Here is a 15312-nt window from a genome sequence, read left to right as displayed (position 1 = left end):
TAAAACCAAAAAAGCCTGAATCAGAAATGATGATTCAGGCTTTTTTTATGATTTGAGAAAGCAATTTTTACTTACTGATCAATTCTTCAAAATCGTCCCTGATGTAAATTACATTTCGACCGAGTTCTATCCACTTTTTCTTTTCCAATTGCTTCAAAAGTCGGGAAACTACTTCTCTAGAAGTACCAAGTTCATTAGCGATTTCCTGATGGGTGGTATGTAATTCGTTGGCTTTATGCTGTTTCATTTTAGTAACAATGTAACGCATGAGTCGCTCATCCATTCGTTTAAAAGCCACTGCATCAAGCGCTACCAACAATTCCTGAAAGCGCATTTGATAAGTACTTGACACAAAATCTTTCCATTGCTTGTATTCATTCGAAAACTGCTCGTGAACTTCTATCGGAATAAAAATCATCACAGCTTTGTCCTCAACGACAGCCTTTATTTCACTCGGACGAGAGGCAGTACAGCAGGTTAACGAAAGTGCGCAGGTTTCGCCCTGATCGATGTAATAAAGAAATAATTCTTTTCCTTCATCATCCATTCGCATGATCTTGACAGAACCTTCAATGACAATCGGCACAGCTTTGATAAACTGCCCGGGCTCCATTAAAATCTTTCCGGATTCGAAGTTTATCACTTGACCTTTGTCCAAAATCGCTTGAAGCAATGAGGGATCAGTGATATTTGGTAGTGCTTGTTTTAATTTTTCTATCGTCATTTTATCGTACTAGAATACAAAAATGAAATTAACTTAAAATTGAATTTAGTGATAAAAATCACTTTAGTCTAGAATTCCCTTACAACAACCTATCGAAAGGTTCAAATCATTTTTTTGAGTGACTTTCATCACAAATTTTCCTTTTAGGTAATTTTAATTTCAGGGAGAAGAAACCCAATACTATGAAGTCGAGCCTGCCTGAGGCAGACAGGCATGACTCAAAAGTCAAACACTGGGATGATTAGCAAGCATGAGAGATTCCTCTCGATAGCTATCGGGATGGCATTTAAAAAAAAAAAATAATCATATGAAACACTACCAAATTTTAATAATAGGTGGAGGAACAGCAGGAATTACCATAGCAGCCCAGCTAAAGCGTAAAGATTCCAATCTCCAGATCGCGATCATTGAGCCCTCTTCAAAACATTATTATCAGCCTGCTTGGACTTTGGTGGGCGCAGGGACTTTTGATTTCAAAGAAACGGAACGCGATGAGGCCGATTACATTCCCAAAGGTGTGGATTGGATACAAGACAAGGCTACTGGAATTGACCCTGACTTAAACAAAGTCAGTACCGCTAATTCGGGTGAATTCAGCTATGATTATTTGATCCCTGTCCCGGGATTAGTCATGGCACCGGAGCTTTTACCTGGCTTAACTGAGGCAATGGATAAAGGCGTCGTTTGTTCTAATTATACGGATCCAGAACATACTTGGGAAGTTCTTAAGAATTTCAAAGGAGGTAATGCTGTTTTCACTCAGCCTACTACCCCGATCAAATGCGGCGGAGCTCCACAAAAAATCATGTACATGGCAGAGGAGTATTTCAGAAAATCAGGTGTTAGAGACAAAACAAACGTACTGTTTGCCACACCAGGAACTGTGATTTTTGGAGTTCCTGAGTTTGCAAAAACATTAAATAAAATCATCAATGAGCGAAATATAATCTTCAAGCCATTTTACGCTCCTGTTAAAATAGATCCTGAAAAACAGGAAATCTACTTTCAATATTCTAAGCCGGGAGAGAGCAATTGTACGATAATGGAAGGAAATCCGCTTGGTGAAGAAATAATCGGAGCTACAGAGATCAAGGTTAAGTACGACATGCTTCATTTGGCCCCACCCCAAACGGCTCCTAAATTCATTCAAGAGTCTAAGGTTTCAATCCAAGAAGGGCCGGGAAAAGGATGGATAGATGTAGACATCCACACAATGCAGCACAAGCGTTATCCTAATATTTTTTCAATCGGAGATGTAGCAAGTTTACCTACCGCTAAAACCGGGGCTGCTATTCGTAAGCAAGCGCCTGTCCTTGTGGAAAACCTACTAATGCTCCTCAAAGCCGGAAAAGTAGGTGAAAAATCCTACAACGGATATTCCTCTTGTCCAATCGTAACTGGCTACAGCAAAATGCTCCTTTGCGAATTTAAGTACGACAATATCAAAGATAGCGACCCTTTGATTTCCACTTTCGTGGACACCACTAAGGAGCAATACAGCATGTGGCTTTTGAAAAAATACGGACTTCCATTCATGTATTGGAACTTGATGCTACGAGGTAAAGCTTAACACCAAGTAGTGAAAATCCCGGCCAGAGATGGTCGGGATTTATTTTTTTGATCTGCCTAGCAACTTATACACACGTAGGGCAACAGACAAAAGGCACTTTTGTCAATGGGGAAGTTCTTAAAATTCGGAAATTACCCAGATTATCCCCAAGGTTAACCCGATCATCAGCCACGGGCCTTCCTGCTTCCATCATTCGATTAGCAGCCATCATAAGTTCATTGCTTTGTAAAGATTGACTTCTCGGGTTAAAATAGTTGATGTGTTGAAGCAGATTTGTGATATTCCCAAAAACTTCAACTACCAAGACACTCAAGGGACTGTCTTCAGGCAGACCCAAATCGATCAAGTAGTCAGCAATTTCTTGGGAAGTAAATACGGCAGTTCCCACAGGATGCGATTCTCTTATGTTTGCGAAAAAAGTAGCCGACGAGAGTTGCGCTTGATTAGCTTCAAATAGGCCCTTCCCATATTTTGGCAAATCAGGCTTGAAATAGGATCTCTCGGTAAGTTCATTTATCCTTTTCAGGTCCTTTGGATCTGTATTCGCCCTTACATCTATATTCATCCTTCGCTCCGCAAGCAAAATATTCCGGTGATCTAACCCGTCAGCCTGATGCACTTGGGCATAAAGCAAGGTCCAGAGGCTGGTTCTTGGAGGTTTGGATGTGACATTTTTCCCCTGAAACACCGCCTTGGCAAATGGCGCTGAGACATACATGTGGTTCTCATTTCTATTCAAGGAGCACAGCAAAGTAGGAACTGGATGCTGCATTCCTGTCACGCGAAGCTCTCTGCCAAATCTAGCCTGTGCCGTTGACCAAAGGTTACCTTTAGGTATTCCACCAACGACTTCAAATTCCTGAACAGTGCTAAAAGTCAAGGCTCCAAGCTGATCATCCTCCTTTTCCCGATCAATAAAATGTGCATGCCCCACTCTGAATTCATAGGTGAAAAATCCAAACATTTCCGGACTCTCCGGATGAAGACCCGCAGGAATCGGCAGCAAATAATGTCGATCGCTGTCAGTGGATTTGATCATCATTTGCATGGCATCGATCCCGGATTTATCATCACTCTGACCGGGGATAATTCTCCGAATCACTTCTGGGTCAAGGCTGAGCGATGCTTCTTCTGGAACCTGAAATAGGTCCTCTACATTATTCGAAATCAACTGGTCCGGAGCATTGGCCAGCATCCTGCAAAAATATGCGTCATCTGGATTCTGGATCGGCTCCTCAAACTCTACCCAAAGAAATCGCCTCCTCGCCTCGGTTTTACTGTAATCCTCCGCTCTTTCATAAGGCGAAAATGCTAATCCGACACTGACAATTTTCGGAGTTTGAGAAGGAATCAACACAGTTGGTAACTTTAGCAAATCAGTGTTCACAACGGGAGCAGAGGCATGGCCTTTTTTCATTTTTGGCACTATGGTATATTCCGCCCAAAGCTCATCCGGATACCTCGGCTCATTAGTACCTGGTTTATTTCTTTCATTTTTTGGTTCGAGCGCGTCGATGTAAATTACTCGTGTATACCCTCTGTTTATGGAATCAAAATTGTCGGGCTGCAAAGCCTCGAAAGAAACCGTATGCTTGATTTCAATGTCATCGAGGTAGTTATTTACTCGGATTTCATTTTGAGGTTCTCTTCTGAAACGATGCTTTCGCTGAATCACAAATGCCACATCTTCATGTCCATCCCAAGTCCAATCCCGGTTGAGTTGGTAACTTAGGCAGGTCATCCAATGATAATAGAGATCGGATTTCGTGGCGAAAGTAATACTACTGCCATCCGGAGCTAGGGAGTGTCGAATTCTTGAACTGCATCCAAAAGCAACTCGCTCACCTTTTTTAGCCATTAGTGTCAATCCTTTGGATTCCAATCCAAGCGCGTCCGCCATTCGTTTGACTACATCAGGCTGATCATTTTCAGATTTACGTCGAAGTCGGGCTCCAATGGTTAGTTGTTTGAGCGTAGGGATAGGATCTGGCTTGAGGTAAAGTGCCTGAAGTTCTGGGACATTTTTGTAAGGAACTAAAAGGTCTGCTTCGCTTTTGGTCTCCTTGTAGAACATCAATTGTTGGACTTTACCAAATCGACTGTCTTTATCCTCGTCAGAATCGACATGCCCAAAATAGACAAAATCCTCCTCTTCTGAAGTTGCCACTGCCCGTAGCGACACCCTAACTTGGCGCCCTGTCGGGAGGACAAGTGCAGACGCTGAGAGTTGATCAAACAAAAGCTTTTGAGATAAAAAAGGGTCCGCAGCTTCCCCTAAATTGAGAACCGGTACGTCGATAAAATTTATGGCGAGATCAATTTTTCCTTCAAAATCTGATGGAAAATCCCATTCCCTTGAATACAAAGGGATGTAACTATCCTGGCCGGACAGACTGAGCTGGGTATCCATTCTTAAAGATTTAACCTCCACCAGAATTTTAACTTTGGTAACATCAGGATCGGGAAGGGCGGGTTTTAACCCCTCACCAACCGGTAATGCCTTCAACATCGCAACTGGGTCCATACCTCTCTTCTGATACTTGTCCGTAAATACTACCGCAGGATATTCTAAAAGTGGCCGTTCAATAGTCAAAACAATATTGCCATTGAATTCAGAGTCCGCTGTATCAATTGAATTGAAAAAATTTGCCCGATGGGTTCTGTAATTCTCGGGTTTATCGATTCTCAGCATACCCGGATTGACAAATCGTTTGAAGGCAACTGAGGTCTCGGGACTTGGGGCAGAATTTAGTGGTATGTCATCCAGCAAAGGACCTCCACCGGAAATATCAGCCATTCGGATCCTGAATCGATAGGAGTTCCCATACCTCAGTAAGGTTTTAATTTCCCCGGGCGCTAAGGCACGATTTGGGGAAACTTTGCCGGCCTGTACTCCATCCTGTTCCTTACCATGGTCCTGATCAGTCCTGTAAATCTCCATAGCATCCCTATCTTCAGTAGCCAAGCTTTTACCGATCCAGTAGGCATAGTACATTGGAAGCCAGTATCCCGCGCTTTTCGGTCCGGCGATTTTGGTAGGATAAACTTGGTATGGAAGTTCTACTTTTTGCTCTGAAAAGGATTCGATTAACTCCTCTTGAGATTTATTTACACGAATGACGTTTAGGCTTTCCCATTCAGTTCCTTCCTCTACCTTTTTGACATCGATATGGTATCCCATCACTCCCAAAGCTGCGTCAAGCCGTTTGTTGGATCCTGGTGCATCTCCCGGATTTTCCAAAATCTGCCTGAGGTACCACACCAAAATCTGCTCATCATCCCAACCAAGGCGAATTCCTGAATCCGACTGAGGAGGAAGACCGTCTAGTTTTTCCTTGAGCAAATTCCCGCTTTCAGCCTGATTGGCATGGACAATTTTAGCGAAGCCATCATTATAAAGATGCGCTTCGAGAAATAATTCATCCCAAGGTCCGGGAGGAACAGGTTCGGTAGCATCGCTTGGTTTTTGAAACAAAACCGGAAACAAAACTGGAGCAAAAACTGGTCTTTTGTCACCAATTTTGAGATCAGGGATCTTCGCAGCATATCGCTTAACCAATGGACCGTCTGCTATTTTCAGCAATTCTCCCTGGGCCAAATCATATTTGTCCCCAAAAATTTCAGCATAGAGATATCCACCGTTTTCAAACCATCCCGGTTCGACTTTCAGTTTTACTTCATAGATCATTCCGCAGGCTTTCGCCAGTAGGGGCTGCCTAAGGATCGTAGCAAATACCTTCCCCCAACTAATGTTAGATTTGGGTTTATAATTCTCAATTAGTTCCACTTTATCCCTGACGGCACATTCGTAGGAATCATCAGTTACAGCGTTTGGATGACGAGGCACTGTAAAGTTAAAGCGGCTTCTGTAAGATAAGGGCAGGTATTTTTTTATTCCCCGCTTACCAGATTCAGCAAGGGGTACTGGATCAGGAAGTTTGTCTGTAGTGTCGGAAATTTCAACCTTAAAAGATTTTGCAACTCGTGAGATGAAGTCTGCCTTATTACTTGCAGGTATAATGTCCACTTTTCTTAGAATTGGTTTTCGGCTTTCCGTAGTTGCATTGCTCAAAGGAAAATCATCTGTACCTCTTACTATTGCCAGTTGAAATTCGGGATTAAGATTTGCAAATCCAGTCACTTCTGAAGGATAGGGATTGGAAAGTCCAGTAGGCCAAGGCATGAAGGGGTCATTATTTCTCGGCACTACGACAATGTTGACAGTCAATTCTTCCCCATCAAATCGCTGGGGAAAAGTCATCAGGGTAAGAATTCTTCTTGGTTCCATGTTGAAAAGATTTGGGGAAAAAATCAGGCTATTTGGCGGCTTTCTTGCCAGGTTTCTTCGAAACTGATATTGATCACAAAGCAAATGCTAATATCCAGACCGAATGTGACCGAGGCAGTGCAATCGGTTTTGGCATTTGGACCACTTACTCTTTTGACTGTCCCGCTGGCCTCAATGTAGATGGTCACGCTCACCAATCCTCCAGCCAAGCTTGCATGTCCCTTGAATAGCATGAATGCCGTCACAGCGATTTCATTGGCAGATGCATAGATCTCACAGCCCACCATATAAGTCACACTTACATTACCTATTACAGGCAAACCAACCGAAATGGAAGCTCCAAATCCGAACTTCATCATCACACTCGGGCCTATTTTGGTATCACAGGCAAGTTTGAGTTCTACCGCTCCAATGGCATAGATTGTTGCTCCTCCTACAGTCACACACATTACTTCCAGCCCACCTTTGAACTGGATAAATGCTCCTGCTGTAGGCAAAAGCTGAGTAGGATCTGTTGTTACTTTCAGCGCAGCATTAAAATACACCCCTAGCGAAAGTCCTGCTTCTAAACGTAGCGGGCATTGTGGAGAATTATACAAGTTGTCTTCCGGTGGAAACCGGACTAAAGGAATTTCTTTGGTAGCCTCAAACTTATATTCCCAGATTTCACCTGCATTGCTCATGGCGATTTGCAGGCCTTTCTTCAATACCTCGGCATAATTTCCCGTGGACATAGAGGCAAGTATCTGAAGCAAATCTATTACTGGCTGTAAGACCTCGCTAAATTCAATTTCGGGAGTTGGAATTCCTTGGAGTTTATTTGGTGTGTTGGGACCACCTTCGTAACCGGATTCTTTCCCTTTTTGTGCATCAAAATTTCCTTTTATAGTCATCAGACGCTTAAAAGAACCCAAATCGACTACCATGCCTACGTTATTCACCCTACTTTTCCAGGTATCCTTGAGATCATTGGCAAAGGAATCCACGTCGAAATTCAACTTGGAATCGACGTAAGTATTATTATTTGGCTTGGTCTCTTTGGCTTTGTACTCAATGTAGATTTTCAAAGCATCCATGTCGACCAAATAAAGGGGGTCGAAATTCGGAATATCAAATGCGATCGCTTTATTCAGCAGGTTGTTTGCCTCACCGGTAAGGAGCTTAAAACCACGGTCAACCACTTCACTGCCTTGCTGCTTTACCACCAAGTTAAGCAGCTCATAGACTTGTCTGTCACCATCCAAAATTGGATTGGTTTTAAATGCAGCGAGCGGATTCCCGTTAGCATCTACTCCATTGATTAAAGCCACAGCTTTTCCCAAGTTGGAATAACCATCACCGATGTTTGGAAAAATACTGCTACTGTTCATCAGACGATAAGCATCCGCAAAAGCAGGTGGAGTCTTGCTCAAGAGAATTTTCGTCCCGAACTTAAAGCTTGGGGTTAAAAAAAGCGTCTTCTGGGTTGATGTAGATTGAAGGAAACCAAAATTTATAGTCTCCTCTACCGGGTCCCTGAGAATTTCTTTGGGATGAGCGATTCGAAGCAATTTCCCATTAAGAACTGCACTCTCCAATTCATTGCCTACTTTCCAATCTCCCTCCCGGATTACTGGCACAGGAGTGTAAGTGGGTAGCGGCGTGACCTCCCCTGTACCTGTCTCATGCTGTACAACTGACCAACTTCCATCCTTCGGTAAAAGCACATTTCCCCGAGCTGATGCCACAAAAACCGGATCAAAATTATTTTTGGCAACTGAGGGTGAAATATCGAAACGGGTAATTCGCATCAATTGACCTGATTTATTTAGGTCCATTATACAATCCACATCTCCCCCAATAAGTCCTCCCTGAAGATTCAAAAGTTCTACAAAATTCTTTTCCGGAATCGTTACACCCTGCGGTGCCAATTGTACATACCCGAGGATTTTTTTTGAAGGCGTCATGCCGTTTTTATGCCCTTGGATCAGATTGTCCATCTTGATGTCTGCATCAAACCACACAGGAGACAGAATTACATCTTTGGTTATTTCTTTACCAGTCGTGTTATTCACTAATTCTCCGAATTCGTCTACATAGGGCTGATTGATCGGGATTTTAATCGCCGCAGGCACATTATACTCAGCAATATTTCCATCTTCCTGAATATTGGTCACATTGTAAAGTCCCCGAATTGGGCCTGTATGAAGTTTATATGGTGTTTCAGTTACCGTTTTAGAAGTGCTTTTATTTAAATATTTGTATCTGAAATCAAACAAACCATCAGACTCCGCCTGCCAGCCACTGTCTGTTCGGTAGACATATCCTGATCCTGTCCGAAAGAGTGTTATTGTTCTTACCACGCGTATCCCCCATGGATACAGGATACTCTTTACCTGAATAACTTCATGACCTGTCCGCCCCAGCATGACATCAAACCTAGCCTGACTTGTCTCTGCTATCGCTGCTCTCGGACTCAGCCAATTGCTGAATGTACTGGCCCCATATCCAGAAAAGTCAATTTGAGACAGGGGAACCCCTCGCTTCTTCAGTTCTCCCGGATTGGATTCTTCAGTAAAAAATTCATTGTTGAAGATTTTGGTAACACTTCTGCCTAAAGTACTCGTGTCATTCGGTACACCATTCATCCCAAGAATGTTTGCCAACTGGACGGTAAATCCTTTAAACATTGGACTATCCGGTCCGGCCCCGTCTAATGCCTCTTTTCCATAATCTTTTGCAATGGCGCGAATCTGAATTCCCCCAACCATTTCATTAGGGAAACTTGGATTTACCAACTTTAATTCAGGCTCTTCCGATTCCCTGGGCTCATTATGAGAAAGCTCTGCCAAAGCCTTCAACCCAAATGGAAGTGTAAAGAGGGCATCTACTGCTGCATCCTTATTATTTTTATAACGCTCCAACGTGTACTTTATCAGAGGTTTTGGAGCTAAAGGCACATGTCCTGAGTGGTAATTCGCAATTCGAGTCGGGCCACCATCATTTGGATAATAATTCACTCCTTCAAGTGGATCTCCCTTCACATTATTACCTGGAGGGCTTAGATTGAAAACAGGCTCCCATGCCACTTGTGGAAGCATGAAAAGTCTGGCAGCCGACCCTTGGACCACCACTTCCATACCTTCTACGCCAAACATCTGATTAGCATAGGATTCAATGTGTGCAGTGTTTTCAGTTCTAGCAACCGCAATTCCGGTTGTAACCCGTCTATTCAAAGGAGATCCCAAACTAACCCCCATTTGATTGGCATTCGAACTGACATCAAGTAGTGCAAAAAGCTCGTTTTGGTATTTTTGAATATGAGGAGCAAGCCGTTGTTCATAAGGCGGCAAAGGGTCTTGCACTTTAGCTTTAGAGGCTATTTTCTCGGAAACATTCGGAATCTCAGATCTGATAACTTTTCCTGATGAGATCGATTCCGCATGAAAGGACCTAGCCACCAAGCCATCCGAATTTCCGGCACTTTGCTGCTGATTTGATTCTAGGCCAAAATGAAAACGGACTTTTACATCATCCGGCTTTTTTGATACAGGGCTTTGCGAAATCTGACAAATCAACCAGCTTACAATTCCTTCAATTCCTTTTCTTCCACCCCTTTCGGTCAGCCTTTTCAGATAGGAAAGCTTAGCTAAATAAGGATCTGGAAGGGTCGGCAAATACCCCAAAAGTCCAAAGACTAGAAACGTATGACTTTTTACAATTCGCTTCCAATCTTCTGTACATTCTCCAAAAATCATCGCGCCGTTTACTGGCGTGACTGTGAAAAGTGCATTTTCCAAGGCTAAAGCAAAGCTTTTAAATTTTGGAACTTTATCGAATGGTAATTTATTGTCCCACAATATATTATCATCAATAAGGTAAAGTAGGTTTCTATGCTCAGAACCCGCCAAAACCAACAAGCTATCCTTTGTCTTTACCTCAACAGGAAGTCCATTCACTGTAACAGGACGATCCACATTGTGCGTAGCATTGACTGTAGCTGCGATCATCTCTACTCCTTCCGCCAATGAATTGTAAATCAGGGAGGTTTTCTTTCCCAAAAATATGCTTAAGCTAGTTCCATGCTCATTTTGTTCATCTTTCCAATGCTCAAATTCTTGAAATGCACCCTCTCCCTCAGCCACTAGATCTGACAGACCAATTCTTCCCGGATCTATTAAAATGAGGGGCTGTTGAAGTTTTAGATTTTTCGCCTCCAATCCTTGCCAAGTAAATTTGAGTCCGGGTTTCCCTTCCAATAAAAAGCCCCCGGAGCCCCCTACCTCTAAGGGATTATTCACATCAAGTTCTGCGGCAGGAATCGCCCAAGCAGTTGATTTTATAGGGGCGTTTTCATGAATTTCGATCAGGGAGCTTTTTAGGCTTATAGGCTTAATCTCCGACTGGTTGGAAGCCATGGGAATCAATAAGCGACTAAGCTGTGAGTAATAAGTAGGGGCAGCATTTTTTTGCTGAAAAGAAAAATCCTGTCCATACAGTTCGGATCCTCCACTTCCTACGGATGAGATTTGGGCTTTGGAAACACCTGTAAATGAAAATGAAAGGTTTTCTGGAGTTTTGACTTTCACAGCTACGGCATCCTTTCCATATTTCTTTTTGGAGTAAGACTCGCTTGCAGTCTTATCCAAAGCCAAAGAAACCTGAACCCCAGTCTGGGCTCCCAATACGAGTTTTCCATTTTGCAGAACTGGATTCTGACTTAGTTGGATTATTCCTGATCTCACCCTCAGACCTGCATATCGATTGTTTGGGGCATTTTGAGCGAGCATATCACACCGAATCCAAACGCTGCCCGCCACAACTTTGTAATCTTTGGTAACTTCTACCGGAGGAGCAGTGGCTAGCTTCAACTTTCTGTCCTGAAATTCAGCTTGAAACAGGATCACCGGCAGGGGGCTATTTTGTTGATAAATCCCCAAAAGCTTCACAACTCTATAAAAATCTATAGCCACTACTCTCCCATCATCTCTAATCAGAGGCCCGATTGTTTTTTCCACTTTTGCACCGGCAGCCCAGGCGGGAACACTTCTGCCGATTTGAGTTGAGCGGACCGGAACCTCACGCACATAAGGTCTTAGCTCAGGTTCCTTTTCTTTGACTTCGGCTTTTTCGATCACCTCGCGGATCTTTTCCATCTGCTGAGGCTTGATTGGCTCCTTTGCAAAAAGCTGAGATCTTTCAAAACTAAATGCATCGGATCTGACCTGAGGATTTTCGGTAAATAAAAGACTCCTTGCCATAAGTGGAAGCCCTTCATTCCAAAGTTTGACATCTTGGGCATCAGTGAGCTGAAGGTGTCCGAATACTTCAGTCAATAGTGAGTTTAATTGGTCTTTTTCCATGAGCGAAAAAAAAAAGGTTGATGAAAAATCTATTTCCAATTAAAAATTGATCCCGGTCTACACTAAAAACTTCTCAACGAAACCGATTAAAAACTGAAAAATAGTAGATGAAGCTAAGTAAAATCCACAGATATCTCAAAGAAAAACTGAAGTTAATTTCCTGATTTAGTGACTATTAATTCACACTTAGATCAAATATCTTAGGTTAAGATCAAATTAATTCAAAACTCTCTTGAAAAAGTGAAAAACCATTCGTCAATTTCCACCTCTAAGGTTTCTTTGCTTTCTTTTAACTTTGCAATGCATTGGATTTTATGAAAAAATACATTTCGGCAATTGGTTTATTCTTTGGATTGGGGGTCCATTTTTTAGTTGCGCAACAAATCTTGGTAATCGAATCCGGAAGCAATCAACCATTGAGTGGCGTTTTGATTTATTCAAAAGATCCGGCCAGAAGTATTATCACTGATTCACAAGGAAAAGCTGAGATTGGGCTATTCAAAAACCAGGAATCAATCATCCTTCAGTTATTGGGGTTTGAGTCAAAGACGGTGTCCTGGGAAAGTCTTTCTTCCTTTCAATTTAAAATCGAACTCACACCCAGCCAAATCACCTTAGACATCGCAATCATCGCTACGTCTCGATGGAAACAATCTAATCAAGATATCCCGGGCAAAGTGCGGCAACTTGATTCGAAAGAGCAAACATTACGCGCTCCGTCTACCAGTGCTGATTGGCTCGGAAGCAGTGGAGAGGTATTTATTCAAAAAAGTCAGTTGGGTGGAGGTAGCCCGATGATCCGCGGATTCTCGGCCAACCGCCTGCTTTATGCAGTAGACGGAGTGAGAATGAATACAGCGATTTTTCGAAGCGGAAATCTTCAAAATGTAATCTCCCTCGATCCCTTTGCCATTCAGACTACAGAAATCCTATTTGGGCCAGGGTCGGTGATGTACGGGTCTGATGCTATTGGAGGTGTGATGGCTTTTGAAACACTTACGCCCAAACTGAATGAAAAAACCATTTCAGGAAATGTTTTGGGTCGGTTTTCTTCGGCATATTCGGAAAAGACTTTTCACACTGATCTTTCGTATGGCTCCGGAAAATGGGCTTTTCTCAGCAGTGCTACCCATTTTGACTTCGGCGAACTGAGGATGGGCAACAAAAATGGACCTGAATCTTACCTTCGAACTGACTATCAAACCTCAGAAGATGGTAGGGATCTCTTAATTCTAAATCCAAACCCATTAATTCAAGTTGGGAGTGGTTACCGGCAAATTAACCTGATGCAAAAAATACGGTTTCAAGCCAGTCAAAGAACTGTGTGGGACTATGGATTTCATTACAGCAAGTCCACTGATATTCCCAGGTATGACCGGCTAATTGAGAAAAGAGACGGTTCATTCCGTTTTGCGCGTTGGGACTACGGACCCCAAACCTGGATGATGAATACACTCAAACTGACCCACACCGCCGAAAGAAAATGGTTTGATCAGGTGAAGCTGATAGCTGCGCATCAGTTATTTGAGGAAAGTCGGATAGATCGACGATTTGGAAAAACTGAAGAGTTTAATAGGTTAGAAAAAGTCAATGCCTTTTCTCTGAATGCAGATTTTCTCAAGCATTTAAACCTGGACAATTTCCTGACTTATGGGTTTGAATCGGTGCTAAACAAGGTCAGCTCAATGGGCTCGGTCACGGATATTACCAATAGTCAATCCACTTCAGCCTCCGCGAGATATCCGAATGCGGATTGGGCTTCAATTGCGGCTTATGGTAATTATCAGGCAAAAATTTCTGGAGCTTTTCAATTCCAAACTGCACTCCGGTACAATTACAACAGTTTAACAGCTGATTTCACCAACAATCTGGAATTCTTTCCACTTCCATTTTCATCGTCAAAAAACCGATATCATTCCATCACCGGAAATGTGGGGGTGATTTTCAAACCTGAGCCTTCCATGTCTATTGCTCCATTGCTTTCGACAGGGTTCAGAGCTCCCAATGTGGATGATTCAGGAAAAATCTTTGATTCTGAACCCGGCACTGTGATGGTTCCAAATCCTGATTTAAAACCGGAATACGCCTACAACGCTGAGGTAAACTTTCATAAACATTTTCAAAATCGGGTAAGCGTAGATTTAACCACGTTTTACACATTGCTTGACCGGGCCATGGTTCGTCGTCCGGCAACCTTAGACGGGCGTTCAGTAATCGACTATGAAGGTGAGCCCAGTCAGATTTTTGCGCTACAAAATGCAGCCTTTGTAAAAGTATATGGGATACAGACTGGTATAGAAGTCTCCATCAGCAAAAAACTTTTGCTCATTTCCCGATACAACTGGCAACGTGGAACGGAAGAATTGGATGATGAATCTACAAGTCCTTCCAGACATGCAGCGCCGGCATTTGGACTCACGCGTTTAACGTATAGCTCAAAAAGACTGACACTGGAATTGACCTCTGCGTACAGTGCTGAGCGATCTTTCGAAGACATGCCTGAAGAAGAAAAAGGCAAGCCCGCCATCTATGCAAAGGATAGCAATGGGAATCCTTATTCTCCCAATTGGACCATTTTCAATTTTAATGGTGGATTGGAGCTATGGAAAGGAATAAAACTAATGGCAGGCATCGAAAACATCGGTGATAAACGATACAGGCCCTACAGTTCGGGAATTGTAGCAAGCGGTAGAAATTTAACGTTTGGAATCAAAGGCAATTTTTAACATTCTATTTTAATGAATAGCCATTCAAAAAGAATTTTAACCACGTTCAGTTTATTCTCTTTTATGGCGCTGTTGCCGATGAGTTGTGGATTATTCTGCGGCAACGATTCCTGCGGATGCGGCCCCGTTTCCAAACCTCGGGAGTTTGTCATTGAATCATTTGCCACGAGAACGGTAGATGGTTCCGGCAATGAAATTCTCAAGACTCAAAGCCGAAACTTTGATCAGATTTTTATATCCTTGGAAATCAAGGATATCAAATTCACTTCTCAAGCTAAAGTTGGGTGGGAAGGCCTCAGAAATCCGGGATTTGCCTTTGCTTGCAGTCCTGCTCCAGATACAAGCAAAAACGAATTAAACTTGATCGAGATCATCAACGAAGGAGAATTTACTTTGGCCGATGGTACGAAATACCCTATCGGGGAAAAGATAACTTCACTGGTTGGGATAAATCGAGTTTTCAATAATGGGGTGGTCCCCATCGCAGAATTTACAGGTTTAGGTCGAAAACTTACCTTTGAAGATTCTTTTAAAATCGGATTATTACAAAATCCCGGAAAAGAACTTCGGCTCAAATTCACCATTCGACTCGTTTTTGATGACGCTCAGGAATTTTTACTTACCGATCAAATTCTAAATGTTCAATAGGTGGAAAACCTGAT

The 15312-nt window shown here is 42.7% G+C and carries 6 protein-coding genes; 3 read left to right on the top strand and 3 right to left on the bottom strand.

Annotated features, from left to right (window positions below):
* Window positions 1–67 precede the first annotated feature (67 nt).
* A complete protein-coding gene (locus Q8M62_RS07340; RefSeq protein WP_304901033.1) occupies window positions 68–724 on the bottom strand; it encodes a Crp/Fnr family transcriptional regulator in 657 nt (218 codons plus the stop codon).
* Between the two features lie 307 nt (window positions 725–1031).
* Between Q8M62_RS07340 and Q8M62_RS07335 the strand changes: the two genes are divergently transcribed.
* Window positions 1032–2294, top strand: coding sequence for an FAD/NAD(P)-binding oxidoreductase (locus Q8M62_RS07335; RefSeq protein WP_304901034.1), 1263 nt, complete (start codon window positions 1032–1034; stop codon window positions 2292–2294).
* Window positions 2295–2358: 64 nt separating this feature from the next.
* Here the strand turns inward: Q8M62_RS07335 and Q8M62_RS07330 are convergent, their stop codons facing one another.
* Together Q8M62_RS07330 and Q8M62_RS07325 are read right to left on the bottom strand one after the other, a co-directional pair.
* Complete coding sequence (locus Q8M62_RS07330) at window positions 2359–6582, bottom strand: hypothetical protein (protein ID WP_304901035.1); 4224 nt, start codon at window positions 6580–6582, stop codon at window positions 2359–2361.
* A 23-nt stretch (window positions 6583–6605) separates the two neighbouring features.
* A complete protein-coding gene (locus Q8M62_RS07325) occupies window positions 6606–11924 on the bottom strand; it encodes a hypothetical protein (RefSeq protein WP_304901036.1) in 5319 nt (1772 codons plus the stop codon).
* A 314-nt stretch (window positions 11925–12238) separates the two neighbouring features.
* On the opposite strand from Q8M62_RS07325, the gene Q8M62_RS07320 reads away from it, so the two are divergent.
* Window positions 12239–14650: a TonB-dependent receptor domain-containing protein gene (locus Q8M62_RS07320; RefSeq protein WP_304901037.1), complete on the top strand. Its 2412-nt coding sequence runs from the start codon at window positions 12239–12241 to the stop codon at window positions 14648–14650.
* A 12-nt stretch (window positions 14651–14662) separates the two neighbouring features.
* A complete protein-coding gene (locus tag Q8M62_RS07315; RefSeq protein ID WP_304901038.1) occupies window positions 14663–15298 on the top strand; it encodes a hypothetical protein in 636 nt (211 codons plus the stop codon).
* Window positions 15299–15312 lie beyond the last annotated feature (14 nt).

Origin of the sequence: Algoriphagus sp. (assembly GCF_030694375.1) — a bacterium.
In the GTDB taxonomy this organism is placed as follows: domain Bacteria; phylum Bacteroidota; class Bacteroidia; order Cytophagales; family Cyclobacteriaceae; genus Algoriphagus.
The sequence above is the reverse complement of the archived record's forward strand: the minus strand, read 5'-3'. Positions and strand labels throughout refer to the sequence as shown.

Coding starts and splice junctions, on each gene's coding strand:
- Q8M62_RS07325 (WP_304901036.1), bottom strand. CDS start 11,924: ATGGAAAAAGACCAATTAAACTCACTATTGACTGAAGTATTCGGACAC.
- Q8M62_RS07335 (WP_304901034.1), top strand. CDS start 1,032: ATGAAACACTACCAAATTTTAATAATAGGTGGAGGAACAGCAGGAATT.
- Q8M62_RS07320 (WP_304901037.1), top strand. CDS start 12,239: ATGAAAAAATACATTTCGGCAATTGGTTTATTCTTTGGATTGGGGGTC.
- Q8M62_RS07340 (WP_304901033.1), bottom strand. CDS start 724: ATGACGATAGAAAAATTAAAACAAGCACTACCAAATATCACTGATCCC.
- Q8M62_RS07315 (WP_304901038.1), top strand. CDS start 14,663: ATGAATAGCCATTCAAAAAGAATTTTAACCACGTTCAGTTTATTCTCT.
- Q8M62_RS07330 (WP_304901035.1), bottom strand. CDS start 6,582: ATGGAACCAAGAAGAATTCTTACCCTGATGACTTTTCCCCAGCGATTT.